Source organism: Paraburkholderia sp. FT54 (genome assembly GCF_031585635.1).
Taxonomy (GTDB): domain Bacteria; phylum Pseudomonadota; class Gammaproteobacteria; order Burkholderiales; family Burkholderiaceae; genus Paraburkholderia.
Genome location: NZ_CP134195.1, coordinates 3,353,744 through 3,374,631 on the forward strand (window position 1 = coordinate 3,353,744; position 20,888 = coordinate 3,374,631).

Below are 20,888 nucleotides of genomic sequence, written 5' to 3' on the forward strand. Positions count from 1 at the left end.
GCCACGTTATGAGCGAAAAACGCATTGCAATACTTGGCGCAGGGCCGATGGGTCTCGGCGCCGCCTACCAACTCGTCAAAGACGGGCGCAAACCGGTCATTTTCGAAGCGGACGACCGGGTTGGCGGGATGGCCGCGTGCTTCGACTTCGGTGGTCTCTCCATTGAGCGCTACTATCATTTCCACGCGATTTCCGATCACGCTTTCTTCGAGGTGCTGCGCGAGCTCGGCATCGAAGAAAAAATGCAGTGGCGCGAAACGAAGATGGGCTACTTCTATCAAGGCCGCGTGCAGCCGTGGGGCAATCCGATGGCGCTCCTGAAGTTCAAGGGACTCAGCCTGCAGGCCAAGTTTCGCTATGGATTGCACGCGTTTCTGTCGACCAAGCGCAACGACTGGAAGCCGCTCGATCACGTTGAAGCGACGGGCTGGATTCGCCGCTGGATCGGTGAAGAAGCGTGGGAAGTGCTGTGGCGGCGTCTGTTCGACTACAAGTTCTACGACTACGCGTATAACCTTTCCGCCGCGTGGATCTGGAGTCGCATTCGCCGTATCGGCCGCTCGCGCTATAACCTCTTTCACGAGAAACTCGGCTATCTCGAAGGCGGTTCCGATACGTTGCTGGAAGGTATGCGCCGTTATATCGAGGCCAACGGCGGAGAGTTTCGCCTTGGCACACCCGCGCAGAAGGTCGTGATCGAGAACGGTAAGGTCAAGGGCATCGAAGTCGGCGGCGAGTTCCTGCCGTTCGACAAGGTCATCAGCACGATTCCGCTCCCCTATGTACCGCGCGTGATGCCGGATCTGCCCACCGAGATTCTCGACGCATTCCGCAGCGTCAAAAACGTGGCCGTGGTGTGCATTATTGCGAAGCTGAAGAAACCGGTGACCGAGAACTTCTGGCTGAACACGAACGATCCTGAGATGGATATTCCGGGTATCGTTGAATACACGAACCTGCGGCCGCTCGATCATCACGTCGTCTACGTGCCGTTCTATATTCCGGGCGAGCATCCGAAGTACCAGGAACCGGATTCGGCATTCATCGACAAAGTGAAACGCTATCTGATGAAAATCAACCCGGCACTGAAACCGGACGATTTCATCGACGTCCGCGCGAGCCGCTATCGCTTCGCGCAGCCGATTTGCGAACCGGGCTTTCTCGACCGGCTGCCTCCAATCCAGTTGCCGGTGGAAGGCCTGCTTGTGGCTGATACGTCTTACTACTACCCCGAAGACCGTGGCATCTCCGAGAGTATCGGGCTATCGCGCAAGATGGCGAGGATGATATGACGCGAGTTCATGCACTCGCCAGGCGCACCTTTGTCTCGAAGAGCTTTTTGCTGTTCCTGTTGACTGGCGGTTTTGCCGCCGCGGTCAATTGGGGCAGCCGGATTGTCTACAACAAATGGATGCCGTACTCGGCCGCCATTGTTGTCGCGTATATCACCGGCATGATCACGGCGTTCATTCTGGCGAAGCTGTTCGTGTTTACGAAAAGCACGCAGTCGACCGGGCGGTCAGTGTTCTTCTTTACGCTCGTCAATCTCGTTGCCGTCGTGCAAACCTGGGCTGTGAGCGTCGGATTGGCGTACTACGTGTTTCCGTGGGTGGGAATGACCTGGCATGCGCGGGATATCGCGCATGCCGTCGGCGTCGCTGTACCGGTGTTTACGAGCTACTTGGGGCACAAGCGGTGGAGCTTCAAGCACTGACGCGGCCAATCCATCAGTGCATACGACCAACGTGCCGGTTTTACTTCTGCCCGGAACACATCCCCTGGCGGCGCGTGCACAAGGAAAACGCCGTCTTGCGCAGACACAATCTCGTTGGGATACCACGGAATAGCGAATCGCAATGCGCTGTTCAACAGCATCAGCAATAAAAACAGTGTAGCGGCATGGCGCGCAAGCGCGATTCTGCATTTGGCGGCCGCGATAACGAACGTCCACATGCATAGAATGAGTGGAACGAAGGTATACCGCGCACTGACGCCTGACCATCGGACCGGCAACTCCGGCGCGTCGCTTCGCACGACTCCGAGCATCCAGAACGCCACAGCGAGCGCGAGTGCCATCACGCAGGCGATGCGCCATTTGCCGGGCAAAGTCGCCACACACGCCAGAACCACGGCAAACAGCGCGAATGAAACATAGAACATCCACTTGCCCAAACCATTGATCCACCGATCGGCGAGTACGAAGTCGAGCACGAAATAGTGGAAAAACGCTCCTCCCCAGCCAAAGTGCAAATACTCTCTTGCTGTGTGTGCCGCCTGATGATTTGGCGGGCTTGTCATTAACGTCACCAGTTGAACCAGGCCGCAGGCCACGACGATCAATAGTGGCAGCGTGCAAAGGCGCTTTCCAGATTTCTTCACGTGAGCAACGATGCCCAACGCGGCAACGGGTGAGAGCAGAATACTAAACGGACCCGTCAGCGAAAGCAGACCGATCGCCACGCAACGGCCGACAATCCGATTCGCGTCGGTTCGCTGCGCGCAGTCCCAAATCATGGCGAGTAGCACGGGCGCGAGCACCCATTGAAGATTCGTGATGTTCAACCATGCTTCACCATTGTGAGGAATGAGAACAGGCGACAGGCCTATCAGATAGGCGCCGGCGCGCGGTAGATAGCGCGAAGCGATCACATACAGGTACGCGCAGGAAACGACGGTGGCGGATGTGGTCAGCCAGGCAAACGCATGCGGCGTTGAAACAACGGACCCGAACCACGTATAGACGTGCACCAGAATGCGCGGCACTGCATGCAGGTATCCTGCATATGGCGTGATGATGGCTCGCGCGCCAAGTTCAAATCCTTCTTTTATGAAAATGGGTGCGTCTTCCGCCCACAGGTAACCGCGCGTCAGCCGGCCGTGCATGCGGATAAAAAGCACGACAAGAGCAAGCACGAATACGAAAGCGCCGTCGACTGAAGAGCGGCGTGGCGCTATGTCATTCTCGACGATAGAAACTGGGGTGATCTGAATCTCGGCCATTGTTGTTGTTTTACAAGAAAAGTAATCATCGACCACGCTCGCTCTGATCGATGGGTTGTCTGGACCAGCTTGTCGGGGTTGGTATTACAGCCGGATATGAAAACTCGAAGCCGCTAGCCCGTCACGGATAAATGTTCGCGCTATTCGCTGAACGTCCTGGCGCCTTTGGTGACAATCGGCGGCGTAGAATTCTGGCGCAGTTTTGTGACGGCACCTCGACCAGCCTATTCATCACAAACGCCAGAACCAGTGCGCCACCAATCGTGGCGATCCAGACAGGGACCGGACCGAAGCGGGTAATGCGGGCTGAACGCAAGCGCAAGCGGGCGAGCTCACGGATACTCGGCCCGCAACTGCCCGCGGGAAACCAATCAGGATCGCGCAAACATCGACTTCAGAATGGCAACGATCTGCGCGCCCGCGGTTCCGTCGCCAAATGGGTTTTTGCCGCCGGACATCGCCTGATAGGCGGCGGCATCGTCGAGCAAACGCGCCGTCTCGCGAACGATCGTGTCCACATCCGTGCCGACCAGTTTGTTGACACCGGACTCGACGCCCTCCGGTCGCTCGGTCACATCGCGCATCACCAGAACCGGCTTGCCCAGCGCCGGACCCTCTTCCTGAATGCCGCCCGAATCGGTCAGGATGATATGACTCGCCGCCATGAGTCGCTGGAACGGTTTGTAGGTCAGAGGTTCTTCCAGATAGACGCCCGCCTGATCGCTCAACACGCGGTTGACCACTTCCCGGACCTTCGGATTCATGTGCACCGGATAGACGATCCGCACGTCCGGATGCGCCTCGGCAATTTTCCGCAACGCCGTGCAGATGTTCTCGAACCCAGGCCCGAAACTCTCACGACGATGCCCCGTCACCAGCACGATTCGCCGCCCTTGCGCCAGTGCGGCCTCGACTCGTTCGGGCAACTCGACATGTTCGTTCTTCAGGCGGTCGAGCATCAGATACAACGCGTCCACCACGGTATTGCCAGTCACGAAGATCTGCTCCGCGGGCACCTGCTCCGCAAGCAGATTCTTCTTCGACAATTCCGTTGGCGCGAAATGGACGTCGGTCACGAGCGACGCCACCCGTCGATTGAGTTCCTCCGGAAACGGCGCGGCCATGTCATGACTGCGCAGGCCGGCCTCGATGTGCCCGACGCGAATGCGTCGATAGAACGCCGTCAACGCGGCGACCTGAACGGTCATCGTGTCGCCCTGCACGAGGATGATGTCGGGCGACTGCGCGGCGAGGAACCCGTCGATCGCGGTGAAAAGCCGCGCACTCAGTCCCGCCAGCGATTGATTCTGCGACATCACGTCCAGACTCGCGTCCGGCGTCACGCCGAAGTCCGCGAAAGCCTGCATCAACATTTCCCGATGCTGCCCGACCGAACACAGGCACACGTCGAAATCCTCGTGAGCCGCGCGCAGCGCGTGCACCACCGAAATGACCTTGATCGCTTCCGGCCGTGTGCCGGCAAACACCACTACTTTTTTCTTTGCCATGGTAGATATCCTATGAAACCGGCAACTTCAGATCACTTCGGGCCGCGCATCGGTCAACTTGAAGTAACGGCTTTGACGCTGAGGAAGATACGACGCATAGCGAACGCAATCGGCGTTCGTTCGCGTCAGGATGGCCGCGAAAATCTCCGCGTGCCGCGTGTAGGCCTCGGCCGGCGTCATCGACTGGAACGACTGCTGCAAGCCCTCGCGCGGCTGGCGGATCGGCCGGCCGGCGTGCTCGAGAATCGTTCTGGCCAGTTCGTCCCGAACTGCGTGCAACTCCCACTCGGTTGCGATTGCCTGATAGAACTCGGCGCCGTCCAATGTCGACCAGTCGTCACGATAGGCACGAATCACCGTGCTGGTCTCGCCGATCAACTGCTCGCGCGCGCCGCCGACGTCGGTGGCGATGACCGGCGCGTTACGTTGAAGGGCCTCTGATATGGCCAGGCTCCAACCTTCAGTAAAGGACGGCATGACGACCGCGCGCGCCAGATCGACGAATCGATAGACGTCGGACCGGTAGCCGGGCATCGACACCACGCCTTGCAGGCCGTGATGCGCAATGCGCGCCTGGAGTTGCGCGGCGTAGCCGGCATCGGCGTGTTTGCCGAGAATCACGAGGCGGATATCGGGCCGCTTCGCATGCGCCATTGCGAATGCGTCGATCAGCAAACCCTGTCCCTTCACCGGATTGATCGAGGCGACGTTGAGAAAGACCGGACTATCCGCCGGAAATCCGAGTTCCTCGCGCAGCGCGAGATCGCGCTCTGGTTCGAGCAAGGGCATTGCGCTGCCCGAGTCGCAACCGTTCGGCACGACGATCATCCGGTCCGCGCTCAAGCGCAGATTCACATCGGCGAACATCGCGACGTTGGCTGACACGCAGATATACGCGTCCGTCACCTCATCCACGCGACGCCACTGTTCCTTACCCGCGGCGTCGAGCCACATGTACATGTTATGGACGGTTTGCACAAACGGGATTTTCAGCGAAGCGCAGGCCTCGCCGAGCGACAACGAATAGTGCGCATTGACCAGCGCCACCTTTCGCTCGACCAGCACCGCGCGAAGCTCGGCAGGATCGCCGGGCAGGCGCACGTAGTCGAACTGCCGTTGCTTGAGTTCGGCCTCGGCCTCGGTCGCGATTTCGCCGGTGACACCGAGCATGGGCCGGAAGCCCGCCTTGCCCAGGCGGTCCAGCAAATCGAAGACGACACGTTCGAGACCGCCAACCATGAAGCTGTCGACCTGCAACATGACGGCCGGCGCGACCGACGGGTTGAAGGCGGGCGCGTCCGGCACCGTCAGCGACTGTCCGCTATGGATCGCCTTCCAGAATCGGCGCGCGGATTCGACGACGTTCGCGGGCGCCGCTTCGACCACCATAGGATGAAGCAACGCGAGTCCGAGGAACACCTGATGATCGAGTGCGATACACAAGTCGGCGTGATCGTAGACGTCGCTGCGCAATGCGTACGGATTGTCGCCGGCCTTGAACACGGCCACGACCACGACATCCGGCGGCTGCGGCGGCAAAGACGGCAAATCGGCGGCGGCGATAATTTTCAGCGGCGCATCACTCGCATTCAGGTCGCTTGCACCACGCTCGCTAGCCGGCAAGACGGACGCGAGCGCGTCACTCGATGCCCAGCGAGCCGTGTCCGAGTCGAACTGGCCGAGCCACCGCGCGACGCGTCGTTCGTCCAGCAACAACGGCGCATTGGGAAAGCGCTTGACGGGTGTCGGAGCCGGGGCCGGAGCCGGGGCGGCCGGTGCGGGCCGGCGTGCCCGGCCCGCCACACCGAGCCGCCGCGAAAGCGCGCGATACGCGCGCCGCAATCTGGCCTTCAGGCTCCGCGCAATGGTCGCACGCAGCACCTCGCTGGTGAACACCTGCTCCTCGAGCGCCGCTGCGAGACGCGTCTTTTCTGCTTCATCGGCAGCGACGGTCTGTTTGAGAGCAGCCACTTCACGATCCCTCTCTCTAATCACATCTTCAAGAGCATCCACCTGGACCCTGCCTGCCTTGATCACGCCTTCGAGGCGGTCTGCCTCGATCTTATCCGCCTGAATCACGCCTTCGAGGCGGTCTGCCTCGATCTTACCCGCCTGAATCACGCCTTCAAGGCGAGCGGCCTCATCCTTGCCTTGCTGGATGGCGCCTTCGAGCCGGTCAGCTTCGCCTCTCAGGTGCCGGGCGAAATCCTCCAGACGTTGGGTCTCGCCATACAGGAAGGTATTGCGCTTCAGCAAGAGTTCGATCTGTGTGTCCTTTGCTTCGAAGCCACGCTCGTAAAACCCGCGGTGTTCACGCCAGACCAAACCGGGTCGAAACTCGGCATCGGCGAGATAGTTCAGAAGGTAGGCGCATCGCGCTCCCAGTTCGGCCAGTTGCGAGACTTCCGGCAACCCAAAACTCAATGGCTTCGTCAGGTCGCCAAGGATGTTGACCCAGTCGCCCGACAGAACCCGCTGCACTTCCCGCACCGCCCGCTCGAGATACTGGCGCGCGGCCGCATAGTCGCGGCGGGCCGCGGCAAAGCTCGCTGCCAGGTCGAGCGCGGCGACCGTCTTGGTGGCCAGCAGCGGGCTGAAAGGAACCGGGTCCATGGCCGCGCACCTCAATGCCCAGGCCTCGGCACCCTCCAGATCGCCTACCGCCTGCAAGAGTTTGGCGGCCACATAGCTCTGCGAGATCGACCATCGCAGATGTTGTGCGTCGTTCTTGTTCGTATCGAGGTACGCCTGAATTTCCGCCACGCATGTCCGCACCGTTTCCGTCGAGGCCCGTGCGGCAAGCACGCGATAGGCGTGGCCGCAAAGCGCAGCGCCATAGTCGGCGGTGTCGTGCGGCGCCTGCTGCAGGACTCGCGCTTGCAGGCTTGCCAATTCGGCGTCGTTGTTCATGCGCGTGCCGATGGTCACCATGCTCCTGAAGAGCCATGGATTCACCATGCTGCGTCCGTCCGGCAGCACATTGAACGCCGGCGAATCGGCGTGCTTGTACATCGTATCGACAAATGCCGACGCATCCGCGCCGACGGGATCGCGCATCGAAACGACGATCAGATCGCCGTCACTGGCCACTGTGCGCTCGTCGAGTCCTACCTTGCGCCATGCGAAGTCCGACGGCGCATCCGCCGGCGACATGAAAGCGCATTCCGGCAGCCAGCTTGCGTGGGTCGAGCCCGTACTCGAGCGCAGCAGTTCGACAGGAGATTGCGGCTCGATGGAATCTTCCCCTTGGCTCTGCGGCGCCTGAAGCCCGAGAATCAATCGGCCACCCGGCCGCACGATGTCGGCGAGTCGCGGCCAGTCGAGCTGCGCGAACGGGCGAACGTCGCGGCAAATCACCACGTCGACAGAATGGCCCGCAAGGCCACGCAATTCCTCGCCGGGCCACGGCCTGAAATCGACGCGGCCGGCAACGCCATACTGACTCGACGCGTAGCCGCTCTGCAGCGCGTCAGGCACGATGCCGAGCACATGGCTCGCCGTCGAGTTCTGCGCGACGATGTAGGCACCGCTGCCGGCCGTATCGTCCAGCACGAGAACGGCGTCGCCGACCCGAACGAAACTGCCGATCTGCGTGAACACGGCGACTGCGGTTTGCGACACCAGATCCCTATGCCGCAAGACGTCTTCCGCTACCGCGGGGCTCTGCTCCGCCGACGCGTTTGCGGCACGCTCGAAAGCGCAGACTTCGTAGCCGCCCAACGGGGGCAGCGGATAAGTCAGCCGCGCGAATTTCAAACGCGCGTGAATCCGGAACCCAAGTTCGAACGCTTGTTCTCTCACGTAGTCGGCCGATGCACGGCCGGTTTCGTCTTGCGCGACCCGGCTCGTCAGCGCAACGTTCCTGATGCCCGCATCCGCGATCAGTCTGAGCCAGGCCGATGCGTCGGCGGCCTTGATGTCCGGCGGGAGAACCACGATCGCCGCGTCGAAAGATTCGCGCTGGGCCATGCCGAGAGCGGGCGCCGTGATGGACGCCGCTTCGAGCCGGTTCGACACGAACCGGTGGTCGGCTCGCGCTCCGCCGTCCGCGTCGAGCGAGAGCGCGAACGGATCCGTTCCCGCAGCGAGCAGGAAGTCGAGCGCATCAGCGGCATGAGTACCGATGTACAGGATCTTGCCGTGCCCGAAACAGGTGACGCACTGGCGCAAGCAGGCTTGCACATCGTGGCTTGAAAACACGGTCATACTGTCGACACCAAGGTTTTGTACGGCGAGCCGTTTTGTCGAAGGACGCCAGTCGCCCTGGTTGTCGCGACTGACAGGCGTCGACTCACGAGGCTTCGCCGGTGGGTGCTTCAAGTTCGGCGCGCATGTGCAGATCGCACACGCCACCGAAGAAATGCGTGTCGACGCGCGCGCGCACCATGAAAAACGCGGCCTCGTCGATCCAGTGCAAGATCGCCTGATCGGAGAAGTTCATCGACTCCTGGTGGATCAGCGAGGCCTGCACTTCGTAGAAGTTTTCGCCAAGCGCGCAGGAGTCCATCGTGAAGACGACGGAATGCTCTTCGCCCGAGCGGAACTTACGGTTCCAGAAAATAAAGCCCTCCTGCTTCCCGGCGATCAGTTCGGCGTCCTGGTTGAATGTGCCCCAAGAGTACATCTTGATGCCTTCCTTGTTGCGGATGCGCAGATTGACATAGAGCTTGTCCATCTCCTCCCGGATCGAGAATTTCACCACGATCTTGACCGTATCGCCGGTGTAGAAGGTGGTGCATGGCTCACCCGCGCCGTCCAGCACGGAAACATCCGTTATCAGCGCCTCGAGGCTGCCGAATTCGAACTTGCCTCCCTCGCTGCGCGCTTCGGTTTCCATCTGATCCGCCGCGTCCGCGACATTCGACACGGCTTGCGCGAGCTGGCCGCCGGCGGCGGCTGCCTCGAGCGGTTCGGCTGCCGCCGCGGGCGCCGTCAACTGCGGCGACGCGACCGGCGCCTCGACCTTCGGGGCCGTGTCCGCCCTGATCGCCTGCTTGTGCTCGGCGATCTCCTTCTGCTTCGCGAGGTTTTCCTCGTCGTGCAACAGCTTGCGATAGGCCAGCACGACTTCGCCGGACGGCCCCGCGGCCATCACCTCGCCGTGGTGGAGCAAAATAGCGCGGTCCGTAAACGTTCGGACCGACTCGATGTCGTGCGACACGAAGAGAATCGCGACGCCACGATCGCGCAGTTGGCGAATGCGCTGATAGCAGCGCTTCTGGAACAGCGCGTCGCCGACCGCCAATGCCTCGTCGACGATCAGCACATCCGGGTTCAACTGCACCTGCACCGCAAATGCGACGCGCACCATCATCCCGCTCGAGTAGTGCTTGACGGGTTGATCGAAGAAATCGCCGATGGCCGCGAAGCGGATGATCTCCGGCATGGCCTCGTCCATCTCCTTGCGCGACAAGCCGAGAATCGAGCCGTTCAGATAGGCGTTCTCGCGACCCGTAAACTCCGGGTTGAAGCCGCTGCCCAATTCCAGCAGAGCCGCGACCCGGCCGTGCACCTGGACATCGCCTTGGGTAGGCGCCAGCACACCGGCGATGATCTGCAGCAACGTCGATTTACCGGCGCCGTTGCGGCCCACAATACCCACCGCTTCGCCCTTCTTCACGTTGAAGGAAATGTTGCGCAGCGGCCAGAATTCGCCAAAAAACTGGCGACGGCCACGAAGCAGCATCTGCGCCAGCCGATGGTGAGGCTTCGCATACAGTTCGTAACGCTTGCTCAGCTCGCGAACGTGGATAGCTATATCGTCCAAGACCACTCTCTTTGTTGATGAACAGCCTTACACAAAGCTGCAATCGGGCGCCGCCCGCCTCTCGCGCGCGGCGCCCCCGAGTAGCCGACTAGGTCAGTGCCTCGATGAGTTCCTTCTCGCCCGTGGCCTTCTGCTCGACCAGCCGGTCGCAGATTGCCCGATTGTGCGCGGCCATCTCCATACGCGTCACCGCATCGGGAATAAGCCCCTTGGCGAAATCCTCGACATTCACGAAACGCATGCCGTACGTGTTGAAGTCGCCGATGTTGGGCGTATCGACGATGGGCACGATGCCGAACGCCAGATACTCGATCAACTTCGTCGGACAGGACACGTGGTTCACCACCATGTCGTCGCGCAGAATGAAGCCGAAATGGCAGTGCTGATACACCTCGTTGAGCTCGGCGCGCGTCGCGCTGGCCACATGGAAGTTCGGATGGACCTGAACCTCGGGCGCCGCCGCATTTCTCATCACGTCGACATCCGGCGTGTACATCCACCAGTCGGCGTGGTCGACTGCTTTGGCCACCACGTTCATCATGGCAGGTACGTTTTGCCACTTCTGCGTGCCGCCGGCATAAATGACCGTCGGCCGGCCATTCTTGTAAGGCCGCACTGCCTGACTGCCCTCTTCCAATGCGAAGATGGGCAGCACGATCACTTTCGCGCGCAACAGTTCGCGATACTTGTGCGCAAGATAGTTGCCCATTGCCTGCGACACGACGATCACGCGGCTCGCCTTCTCCGCCGCCATGCGCTCGCAATCGTCGTGAATGCGCGCAGAGAAGAAATCATTGTGCATCCGGAACTCTTCGGGCACGACACCGTGCACGTCGAGCACCCATTTCAGGCCCGGTGCGCGAAGCGCGGCTTCCGCTGCCGCGTTCGGCATGCGCAAGACGCTGTGAAAATAGACGCGCTTGAAGCGGCGCGCCAGCAGCGCCACGGCCCGGCATTGATTGACCGACTTGAGAGAGATATTCAGGATCCACGCGTTGTGCGCCGCCCTTTCGATAAAAGGCTTGGCTTCCGCATGATCCCGCACATCGCAATACACCCGGTGCTTTGACGGAAACAGCGAGTCGATTGCCTTGACGCGTTGGAAGTAGCCGTCGCGTTCACGCTCCTTGGTCGGATACGGGGCGAAGAAAAGAATTCCGTTGCCGTGACGCATGAGTTGCAACAATTCGTATCCGCGCACAAGGCGGCTCACCTTCGAGGTGGGGAATTGCGCTGCGCGAGCCAGCCGGTTTGTCACGCGCTGCATCAGGCCGGCTGGTTTGTCCTGCGACCTGGCGGCTTGCATTGCCGTAAGCTCGCGAGCCATGCCCGACGTCCTGGCGACCAGTGCGTCCAGTTCACGCGCGAACGACTCGAATCGAACCGTCATGCGCTGCACGATCTCAGGCGACACCCCTTCGCCGTCCACCGACAGGTATTGCGCGATGTCCGCGTCGATGCTGCTGATCACGGGGAGCAAGGACGCAGCTGACTCGCGTTCGTCGACATGACGCCCCATCACCAGCGAGCGCAGATCGGTCAACTGCTCCGCCTGCTTGCGCGCAATTTCGCCGCTCAGGTGCCGGGAATAGGCCTCGAGGCCTTCCACGAGCGTACGCATCTGGCGTGCGTACAAGTGATGAGTTTCGAGGTGAATCGGAAACCGCTTCGGCGAGGCAATCGCAAACAACGAATCCTGCATCCACGCGGTCACAGACAGGCGCGTGCGGTCTTGCCATGCGCGCCCATGCTTCTCTTCGAAACGCGCGCGGTTCTGCGCGGCGAATCCTTGCGCCTCCAACACGTCCAGCTTGCCGAACGACGCTGAGCCCCAGTGATGGATATACACGTCACGCGCCACGTGCATCCTGAAGCCGCCTTGCAGAATGCGCACGCAATGGTCGTCGTCTTCGTATGCGCCCGGAAAGAAGCGTTCGTCCAGTGTGCCCACGCGCTCGATCAACTCGCGGGAAAACAGCACGCAGTAATAACTCAGGAAGTCGCTGTCGACCGTCAGGCCAAACCAGCCTTCGCGCCGGCGAATGGCAAATTCGGCGAGCACCGGCATATCGAGCGCGGCGCTGCCCTCCCCCAACCGGTTGCGGTCGCCGAGATTGTAGGGAATGGGAATGCCCTGCTCATTGTTCGACGCGTTGGTCAGCGGGCCGATCGCATCCTTACCCGCCGCGACGAGGTAGTCCAGCCAATGGTCGGTGACGATGACGTCGCTGTTGAGCAAGCAGATATGCGTGATCGCCGGGTCCGACAGACAGTACTGGATACCGATGTTATTGCCACCGGAGAAGCCGAGGTTTTTTTCCTGCTGAAAGAATTTGCCTTGCAAGCCATGCTGGGCGACGGCGTTGTCGAAGGTGGCCTGCACGGCGGCACGTTCGTGCGGCCGGGATGCGTTATCGATCGCGGCCACTACGAATTCGGTTTCGCTTCGAGTCTTGATCAGACTCTCGATCGCCAGCGCGAACACCTCCGCTGAATTGAAGGTTACGACAACGATACCAACACGCGTCTTCTTGCTATTCATTATATTAGTCCAATAGCTACCGACGTTAATTCGACTTATACCTTTCTGGTGAATTTCTTAAAGCACATCAGGAAATCCTTTTTTGGATTTCATGAAAAACCAGTAGCATGCGCAGAGAAAAGCAATCGAAACGGCCAATTGAATAATCATGCCCACCAGGTCCGGCCATTCGCCAAAGAAAAATGCGTGCCGTACGTTTTCCAGCACGGGAGTAAAAGGATTCATCGCGACCGCGAATCTCAGGATTTGCGGCACCATGTCGAGCGGATAAAACACCGGGCTCAGATACATGATTGCCATGGAAATGGGCGGCACCAGCAGCTTGATATCGGGCAGATATACGCCGAGCGACGCCAGCAGATACGTCAGGCCGAGCACGGCGAAAAACATCGGCAACAAGACAACTGGCAGCGCAATCGCCGACAGCGGCGGCAAGCCGACGAACATCAGGTTGAACACGAGCAGAAGGCCGTAGCCGATCGCTGCGTTCACGACCGCCGACAAGGTAATGGCAAGCGGCAATACCTCAAGCGGGAACACGACCTTTTTGATGAAGTTCGGATTCTCGCGCATCAGCATCGGCGCGCGCAGAAAGCATTCGGAAAAGAACGTGTAAGTGATCAGTCCGCTGAAGAGAATCAGCGCGGATGCCTTACTGTTTAACCCTTCACCCGCCCAGCGCGCCTTGAACACGACGCTAAAAACAAAGAAGTAGACCAGCAAGGTGAGGATTGGCGTAACGATCATCCAGACGGAGCCGAGCGCCGAGCCGCGGAACTTGGTCGCAAGGTCACGGCGGACAAAATCCCACAAGAGCGACCGATGCCGCAAAACAGAAATTTGCATTGGCAGGTTCCGACAAACCGTCTGCGCTTCGATTGTCAAACCGATGCAAACGGTGCTAAAAATTGCGGCGTCGCGTCGACAGGCGCGCCGGAACGTGAAGAGATTTCTGAATACAGCCGCCGCTATCTTAACCCGGGCATTCTGCCGTAGCGAACTGAACCCAGTCAATTCACGTCCTGCGCGCCGCCAGGCCCTTCACGCACGCGCCAGGCCACCCTCGCCTCGCGCTATTCGAACTGGCCGATGCGAGGCGGCGACGCCAACGTAAAAGGCAGAACTTCGCAACTGAGCGACAGATTCGGGTTGTATGCCGGGTCCCGTTCGAACGAGCCCTCCCAACGTGCCTCCATGCGACGAATCTCGCTCAGGAATCGCTCGTACTTCGCGGGATCATGATCCGAGCCGCGCGTGGCCGACTCGTGGTGGTACAACTCGGCATACGGCGTCCAGATATTGCGGTAACCTGCCTTCACGAGCTTCATGCAGAAGTCCACGTCGTTGAACGCGACCGCCAGCTCCTCATCCAGACCGCCCACTTCGTCGTAGACCGATTTCTTGACGACGAGGCAGGCAGCAGTCACAGCCGACAGGTTCTGCGTCGCCACCGCGCGGCCGAAGTATCCGAAGTGCCCACGCTTCATCATGTGATGCATGTGGCCGGCAATACCGCCAAGACCGATCACCACACCGCCGTGCTGCAATGCATCAGTCGGATACCACAGACAGGCGCCCACCGCACCGCTGCGCGGCAGATTGGCCAGGCTGACCATTTCATTCAACCAGTCCGGTGAAATCACCTCGATGTCGTTATTCAACAGACACAGATATTCACCGGTCGCCACGCGCGCGGCGTGATTATTCAGCGCGGAGAAATTGAACGGCGATTCATCGCGCAAAACACGCAGATTCGGCCGCTGCGATACTTCGTCGAAATATCTGAGCGTTGCCGGCTCCACGCTGCCGTTGTCCACGACAATGATTTCGAAATTCTGATAAAGCGTGTGCTCGAAAATACTGTCGAGGCATTGCTTGAGCAGCGCGAGTCCGTCCCGAGTCGGAATGATGATCGACACTTTGGGCTGCGGACTCGGCAACGTATAACGCACGCGCAGCACGCCGAGTGTTTCGATCGGATGCTCGACCGTCGCGCTGACGTTCGCCCGCTTCAGATGATCTTCCAGCGCGCGAATCGCGGCGATCAACGCGTAAGGCTTCTCGCTGCCGCTGCCCGCCGTGCTGCCGGGCACGATACGCCAGTGATACAGCACGTGCGGAATGTGGATCACGCTGTCGTCGCCGGCAAGCTCCACGCAGCGCAATGCCAGGTCGTAATCCTGGCTGCCTTCGAAGCCCTTCCTGAAACCACCCGCTTCGCGAACCAGCTTCGTCTCGAACACGCCCAGGTGGGAAAACATGTTCTGCGTCAGGAACATTTGCGGGTTCCAGTCGCACTTGAAGTAAGGCATGGTGCGCTTGCCTTCGGTGGTGAGCTTGTCTTCGTCGCTGTAGAACATCCGCCCTTGCGGATGCAGATTGATGTATCGCGCCACCATGTACAACGCGTGCGGCGGCAACAGGTCGTCGTGATCCAGCAAGGCGATGTATTCGCCTGTTGCAAGCGCGAGCGCACTGTTGCTGGCTTCGGAAATATGGCCGTTCGTTTCGCGCAAGACGACCTTGATGCGGCTGTCGGCGGCGGCCAACTCCTGCAGGACGGCCTTGACGTGCGGCTGGCTGGACGCGTCGTCCGCAATGCATAGCTCCCAGTGCGGATAGATCTGCGCCTGAACCGAGGCGACCATCTCGCGCAGCAAACGCTCGTCGCTGTTGTACGTGGGCACCACGACGGAGATCAGCGGCTTGCGCGCCAACAGGCCCATTTCCGCCTCGATTTCGCGTTGCCTCGCCGGCGTGACGGTGTCGTACAGGCTGATCCACTCGTGGTAGACCTCGTCACGCGGCGGACCGTCGGCGAAGCCGCGGCCGCTCTTGAGCCGGCGCACGCGCGCCACGACGCCGGGCAGACCTTCGCGCCGGAGCACCGACGCGTAGTAGCCCAACGCGCTGCCCAGCCCGCCCCTGACCTCGGCCTGCCGGCCAATGGCGCTGAACGCGAGCCGAACCGCCAGCACGACACGCGCCACCGAGCGCAGCGGCGCCGTCACCCGCCACGAGGTCGAATTGCGCAAAGCGGCATTCTCAACTTCCAGCTTCAGAATGCGATTGTTCAACTTCGCGATCGACTCGCCGTCGCGCAGCGCATCATCAAGCAGTTTCTCGAGCAGTGCCACGCGCCCCTGAAGACGGCGCGTATCATCCGCGCCGCGCGACAACGGCTCATCTTGGGAGACGTCGTGACTGACTTGATCCTGCTGATGCTCACCAATTTTTGTGTTCATGCATTTCCTCCCTGCTCATCCGACGAGGTGACTGCTGCCCGTAGGTTCCTGACCAATGGCGCTGACTACGCCGCACCGCGTTCTACAGTCTACCCAGGCGCCCGCGAATGCCATCCCACAAACCAAGCAACGCCATTCTCAAATGGGCCATGCGCTGCGAGGGCATCAATGAATAGATGACGAGCCGCACGGGGAATTTGACCAGTTCGGACGACTTCCACGTCCAGGGCACATATGAACGGCCAATCAGCACCACGGCGTTGCGGAACAGGTAGTAGTGGCGCAACGGGCTGTGCATGGGATATGCGCGACCCAGTACGCGGACCGGTTCGCCGCCCAGTTCATGGCTCATGTGCACCCACGGCACGCCCAGCACCCGATAGCCCTTCTGCTTGGCACGCACACACCATTCCAGATCGACGAAATCGATGAAAAGCGCGTCGTCCATCGGACCGATGCTCGACCACCAGCGCAGGTTGATGCACGACCCCGACGAAATCAGGAAGTCGACCTCGATGGGCTGATCGCCCTGCGGCACGATCCGCTCCAGCGTGCCCCACTTGAAGCGCACGAACGGCGCGAGGCCGCGCAGGCGCGAATCTTCGTAGGCCGGGCCCGCCAGTGCGACGCGCTCGCCGGATGCGTTGGCCGCTTCGATGACCTTCGGCAACTCCGTGAACAGCGCCGCAGGCGGCTCGCTGTCCTGATCGAAGATGATCGCCATGTCGAAGCCGCCGCGAATCAGCGCTTCGACGCCCTGATTGATCGCCGTGGCGATACCCGCGTTCTCACCGTTGGCGAGGTACTCGATCGTGCCGGCTAGCCCGAGCTCGCTCGCTGGGCGCACGGCGGGCGTGTTGTCGACCACCACACAGTGCATCCTCGCCGCGAGCCGGTTGGCCCGCTCGATACAGGCCGCATCGGGGTTGTAGAAAACAACGACGGCACCCGTACGCGATGTCAGTGGCGTGCTGCTCAACGCTCGGCCAGGCAAAGTTGCAAGGCGTCGCGCCAATCCGGCGCCTGCACGCCGAACGTCCGTGCAAGCTTGTCATTCGACATGCGCGAGTTGCCGGGCCGCTTCGCCGGCGTGGGATAGGAAGCAGCCGGGATCGGTTTGACCGTCGGCGTTTTCGCCAGGCCCGACAGTTCGAAGATGGCTTCGGCAAAACCGTGCCACGACGACGCTCCCGTTGCGGTCAGGTGATACACGCCCGAATGCTGCTGCCACCAGTCGCTCTGCGCCGGCGCCGCCGCCTGCGCGAGCACGTTGGCCGTGAGCGCCGCAATCGTTTTCGACCAGGTCGGTGCGCCGATCTGGTCGGCGACCACGCTCAGCTCGTCGCGCTCGGCGCCGAGGCGCAGCATCGTCAGCAGGAAGTTCTTGCCGCGCGTGCCGTACACCCAGCTCGTGCGGAAAATGAGGTGCGCGCAGCCGCTCGCGGCAATGGCCTGCTCGCCGGCCAGCTTGGTGCGCCCATACGCGTTTTGAGGATCGGTGGGATCGTCTTCGACGTAGGCGCCGTCTTTCTCGCCGTTGAACACGTAGTCGGTCGAATAGTGAACCAGCGCCGCGCCCAGCTTTTTCGCTTCTTCAGCAAGCACGCCCGGCACTTCGCCGTTGATGCGCATGGCGAGATCGAGTTCCTCTTCGGCCTTGTCGACCGCGGTATAGGCCGCCGGATTGACGATCAGCGCCGGCCGGATATTGCGCACGACGGCGCGAACCTGATCCGGGTTGGACAGATCCATCGCGGCGCGGTCCAGCGCGACCACGGTGCCGAGTCCTTGCAGCGTACGTGCGAGTTCGAAGCCCACCTGGCCATTTACGCCGGTGACGAGGATCGTCCGCCTGGCATCATGTGCGCTCATGCGAGAACCCCCTTATGCGAAGACGTCGGCATCGGCGAGACGCTTGGCCGCCGCGTCTTTCGCCGCCAGCAGCGGCTCGACGTCGATCGGCCACTCGATGCCGATCTCCGGATCGTTCCAGACGATGCTGCGCTCGTGCTCGGGATACCAGTAGTCGGTGGTCTTGTAGAGGAACTGCGCGGACTCGGACAACACCACGAACCCATGCGCAAAACCGGGCGGCACCCACAATTGCCGATGGTTGTCGACGGACAGGATCACACCGGCCCATTTGCCGAAATTCGGCGAGCTCTTGCGGATGTCGACAGCGACGTCGAACACTTCGCCTTCGACGACGCGCACAAGCTTGCCCTGCGCATTCTGGACCTGGTAATGCAGTCCGCGCAGCACGCCCTTCGCTGAGCGCGAGTGGTTGTCCTGCACGAACTCGACGCCCGGCTCGACCTGCTCGGCGAACTCCTTCGCATTGAAGCTCTCGAAGAAAAACCCTCTCGCATCGCCGAACACTTTGGGCTCGATGATCTTGACTTCAGGCAGCGCGGTAGCGGTTACTTGGATGGCCATGCCACTTGATCCGTAAGAATGTTTTGCAGATATTGCCCGTAGGCATTTTTGGCGAGCGGTTTGGCGAGCGCCTGCAGTTGCTCGCCGTTGATCCACTGTTGCCGGTAAGCGATCTCTTCCGGACACGCGACCACGAGGCCCTGACGCTTCTGCAGCGTGGCGATGAACGTAGCCGCTTCGATCAGCGAATCATGCGTACCGGTATCGAGCCACGCGTAGCCACGACCCATGATCTCGACGTTGAGCGCGCCGTTCGCGAGATAACGCGAGTTGACGTCGGTGATTTCGAGCTCGCCACGCGGCGACGGCTTGATGTCCGCCGCAATGTCACACACCTGGTTGTCGTAGAAGTACAGGCCCGTGACCGCGTAGTTCGAACGCGGCCTGACCGGCTTCTCCTCGATCGACAACGCGCGGAACTGCCTGTCGAATTCGACCACGCCGTAACGCTCCGGGTCGTGCACGTGATACGCAAACACCGTGGCGCCTTCCGCCTTGTCATTGGCGTGTTCCAGCTGCTTCGCGAGATCGTGCCCGTAAAAGATGTTGTCGCCCAGAATCAGCGCCGACGGATCATGACCCACAAAATCCCGGCCGATGATGAACGCCTGCGCGAGCCCGTCCGGCGAAGGCTGAACCGCGTACCCGATGTTCATGCCCCACTGGCTGCCGTCACCGAGCATCGCTTCGAAGCGCGGCGTGTCCTGCGGCGTCGAAATGATCAGCACGTCGCGAATACCCGCCACCATCAGCGTGGACAGCGGATAGTAGATCATCGGCTTGTCGTACACCGGCAGCAACTGCTTGGAGACCACGTGCGTGATCGGATACAGGCGTGTGCCCGAGCCGCCCGCCAGAATAATGCCTTTGCGCGCCATTGCCGTGCCTTTACGCGCGCTGCGCGTAGTTGGTCTCAACCCACTTCCGGTAGTCGCCCGAGGCAACCTCGTCGGACCATTCCTGATTGTCCAGATACCACTGGACCGTTTTGGCCAGACCCGTCTCGAATGTTTCCGCAGGCCTCCAGCCGAGTTCGCGTTCGAGCTTGCGGGCGTCGATCGCATAACGGCGGTCGTGGCCCGGACGATCCTTCACATACGTGATCTGATCGCGGTACGAAGCGCCCGCCTTCGGACGCAACTGATCGAGCAGGTCGCACAGCGTGTGGACGACCTCGAGGTTCTTCTTCTCGTTCCAGCCGCCGACGTTGTACGTCTCGCCCGGCGTGCCGCGCGCGAGCACTTCACGGATCGCGCCGCAATGGTCGCCCACATAGAGCCAGTCGCGCACGTTCTGACCGTCGCCATAGACCGGCAGCGGCTTGCCGCCGAGCGCGTTGGCGATCATCAGCGGAATCAGTTTCTCGGGGAACTGGTACGGACCGTAGTTGTTCGAGCAGTTCGTGGTCAGCACCGGCAGGCCATACGTGTGATGGTAGGCGCGCACCAGGTGGTCCGAACCCGCCTTGGTGGCCGAGTAAGGGCTGTTCGGCGCGTACGGCGTGGTCTCGGAGAATTGCGGATCGGTAGCGGACAGCGAGCCGAATACTTCGTCGGTCGACACGTGCAGGAAGCGGAACGCGGCCTTCTCGGCCTCGCCCAGCGCACTCCAGTAATGGCGCGCCGCTTCGAGCAGCGTGAAGGTGCCCACCACGTTCGTTTGCACAAAGTCAGCCGGGCCATGGATCGAACGATCCACATGACTCTCGGCGGCGAAATGCAGCACGGCACGCGGCTTGTGCCCGGCAAAGAGCGCGTCGAGCGCGGCGCGATCGCAGATGTCCGCGCGCACGAAAATGTGCTTCGGATTATCCTGTTGCGACTTGAGCGTACCCAGATTGCCCGCGTACGTCAGCTTGTCCACGTTCAGTACCGCTTCGTCCGACGCATTGAGCCAGTCGAGCACGAAATTGGCGCCGATAAAACCGGCGCCGCCCGTTACCAGAATCATGAAATTCCCTTCCAGATGTTTGGTAGCAGATCGAAACAGGTTGGCTGATCTGCTCCCACGCGTTGTGGTGTCTGAATCTTGTCGACGCTCGGCGCCGCCCCTAGCACTGCGGGCAGGCGCTCGAACACCAATCTTATGAAGCCCCGATTATAAAGCCGCCAAAGGTAAAAACTAGAAGCCTAACAACTTGAAACAGCTTGACAAATTTGGTTTCCACTGTTCGATTCGGCCGTCGCTTGGACGGTGAATGTCGCTGTCAACGGCGAAAGGCATGATGAAACGCCGCGCCGATAGAACGGCCAGCGGCCCGATTCAACGCGATGCGAGGAAAACACGGGAGGCAAAGGCCGCACACGTCTGAACAAATCAGCCGCCAATGCGCGACGCAATATGATTGTTTATACGCGAACGAACCTCGCGCGTCACCATGACCCAAAAAA

The 20,888-nt window shown here is 60.9% G+C and carries 14 protein-coding genes; 2 read left to right on the plus strand and 12 right to left on the minus strand.

Going from position 1 to position 20,888, the window contains the following annotated elements; all coding sequences use genetic code 11:
* Window positions 1-8: 8 nt before the first annotated feature.
* Both RI103_RS15525 and RI103_RS15530 read left to right on the plus strand, forming a co-directional pair.
* Window positions 9-1,292, plus strand: coding sequence for an NAD(P)/FAD-dependent oxidoreductase (locus RI103_RS15525; RefSeq protein ID WP_310812822.1), 1,284 nt, complete (start codon window positions 9-11; stop codon window positions 1,290-1,292).
* Window positions 1,289-1,714 carry a GtrA family protein gene (locus RI103_RS15530; RefSeq protein WP_310812823.1) on the plus strand — a complete coding sequence of 142 codons (426 nt, stop codon included), beginning with the start codon at window positions 1,289-1,291 and terminating at the stop codon, window positions 1,712-1,714. The genes RI103_RS15525 and RI103_RS15530 overlap by 4 nt, the downstream gene beginning before the upstream one ends.
* On the opposite strand, the gene RI103_RS15535 is transcribed toward RI103_RS15530, so the two are convergent.
* From RI103_RS15535 to rfbB, 12 genes are all read right to left on the minus strand, one after another.
* Window positions 1,678-3,036 carry a hypothetical protein gene (locus RI103_RS15535; RefSeq protein ID WP_310812824.1) on the minus strand — a complete coding sequence of 453 codons (1,359 nt, stop codon included), beginning with the start codon at window positions 3,034-3,036 and terminating at the stop codon, window positions 1,678-1,680. The genes RI103_RS15530 and RI103_RS15535 overlap by 37 nt on opposite strands.
* 335 nt (window positions 3,037-3,371) lie before the next feature.
* On the minus strand, window positions 3,372-4,508 hold the full coding sequence (gene wecB, locus RI103_RS15540) for a non-hydrolyzing UDP-N-acetylglucosamine 2-epimerase (protein ID WP_310812825.1): 1,137 nt from the start codon (window positions 4,506-4,508) through the stop codon (window positions 3,372-3,374).
* A gap of 27 nt (window positions 4,509-4,535) precedes the next feature.
* Window positions 4,536-8,714, minus strand: a complete 4,179-nt coding sequence (locus RI103_RS15545; protein ID WP_310812826.1) for a glycosyltransferase — start codon at window positions 8,712-8,714, stop codon at window positions 4,536-4,538.
* An 85-nt stretch (window positions 8,715-8,799) separates the two neighbouring features.
* On the minus strand, window positions 8,800-10,275 hold the full coding sequence (locus tag RI103_RS15550) for an ABC transporter ATP-binding protein (RefSeq protein WP_409076947.1): 1,476 nt from the start codon (window positions 10,273-10,275) through the stop codon (window positions 8,800-8,802).
* Window positions 10,276-10,363: 88 nt separating this feature from the next.
* Window positions 10,364-12,817, minus strand: a complete 2,454-nt coding sequence (locus RI103_RS15555) for a glycosyltransferase (protein ID WP_310812828.1) — start codon at window positions 12,815-12,817, stop codon at window positions 10,364-10,366.
* Between the two features lie 57 nt (window positions 12,818-12,874).
* Window positions 12,875-13,831 (minus strand): ABC transporter permease, encoded by a 957-nt coding sequence (locus RI103_RS15560; protein WP_310812829.1) that lies wholly within the window; start codon window positions 13,829-13,831, stop codon window positions 12,875-12,877.
* 59 nt (window positions 13,832-13,890) lie between these two features.
* Window positions 13,891-16,062, minus strand: a complete 2,172-nt coding sequence (locus RI103_RS15565; RefSeq protein ID WP_310812830.1) for a glycosyltransferase family 2 protein — start codon at window positions 16,060-16,062, stop codon at window positions 13,891-13,893.
* 82 nt (window positions 16,063-16,144) lie between these two features.
* Window positions 16,145-17,041: a glycosyltransferase family 2 protein gene (locus RI103_RS15570; RefSeq protein ID WP_310812831.1), complete on the minus strand. Its 897-nt coding sequence runs from the start codon at window positions 17,039-17,041 to the stop codon at window positions 16,145-16,147.
* Window positions 17,038-17,934 (minus strand): dTDP-4-dehydrorhamnose reductase, encoded by an 897-nt coding sequence (gene rfbD / locus RI103_RS15575; protein ID WP_310812832.1) that lies wholly within the window; start codon window positions 17,932-17,934, stop codon window positions 17,038-17,040. The genes RI103_RS15570 and rfbD overlap by 4 nt, the downstream gene beginning before the upstream one ends.
* A 12-nt stretch (window positions 17,935-17,946) precedes the next feature.
* Window positions 17,947-18,498: a dTDP-4-dehydrorhamnose 3,5-epimerase gene (gene rfbC / locus RI103_RS15580; protein WP_310812833.1), complete on the minus strand. Its 552-nt coding sequence runs from the start codon at window positions 18,496-18,498 to the stop codon at window positions 17,947-17,949.
* Window positions 18,483-19,376 carry a glucose-1-phosphate thymidylyltransferase RfbA gene (rfbA, locus tag RI103_RS15585; RefSeq protein ID WP_310815253.1) on the minus strand — a complete coding sequence of 298 codons (894 nt, stop codon included), beginning with the start codon at window positions 19,374-19,376 and terminating at the stop codon, window positions 18,483-18,485. The genes rfbC and rfbA overlap by 16 nt, the downstream gene beginning before the upstream one ends.
* Before the next feature lie 10 nt (window positions 19,377-19,386).
* On the minus strand, window positions 19,387-20,448 hold the full coding sequence (rfbB, locus tag RI103_RS15590; protein WP_310812834.1) for a dTDP-glucose 4,6-dehydratase: 1,062 nt from the start codon (window positions 20,446-20,448) through the stop codon (window positions 19,387-19,389).
* Between the last annotated feature and the right edge of the window lie 440 nt (window positions 20,449-20,888).

Excerpts from the sequence above, each read along its gene's own strand:
- RI103_RS15565 (WP_310812830.1), bottom strand. The coding sequence starts at position 16,062 with ATGAACACAAAAATTGGTGAGCATCAGCAGGATCAAGTCAGTCACGAC.
- rfbC (WP_310812833.1), bottom strand. The coding sequence starts at position 18,498 with ATGGCCATCCAAGTAACCGCTACCGCGCTGCCTGAAGTCAAGATCATC.
- rfbA (WP_310815253.1), bottom strand. The coding sequence starts at position 19,376 with ATGGCGCGCAAAGGCATTATTCTGGCGGGCGGCTCGGGCACACGCCTG.
- rfbD (WP_310812832.1), bottom strand. The coding sequence starts at position 17,934 with ATGAGCGCACATGATGCCAGGCGGACGATCCTCGTCACCGGCGTAAAT.
- RI103_RS15545 (WP_310812826.1), bottom strand. The coding sequence starts at position 8,714 with ATGACCGTGTTTTCAAGCCACGATGTGCAAGCCTGCTTGCGCCAGTGC.
- RI103_RS15525 (WP_310812822.1), top strand. The coding sequence starts at position 9 with ATGAGCGAAAAACGCATTGCAATACTTGGCGCAGGGCCGATGGGTCTC.
- RI103_RS15530 (WP_310812823.1), top strand. The coding sequence starts at position 1,289 with ATGACGCGAGTTCATGCACTCGCCAGGCGCACCTTTGTCTCGAAGAGC.
- wecB (WP_310812825.1), bottom strand. The coding sequence starts at position 4,508 with ATGGCAAAGAAAAAAGTAGTGGTGTTTGCCGGCACACGGCCGGAAGCG.
- rfbB (WP_310812834.1), bottom strand. The coding sequence starts at position 20,448 with ATGATTCTGGTAACGGGCGGCGCCGGTTTTATCGGCGCCAATTTCGTG.
- RI103_RS15555 (WP_310812828.1), bottom strand. The coding sequence starts at position 12,817 with ATGAATAGCAAGAAGACGCGTGTTGGTATCGTTGTCGTAACCTTCAAT.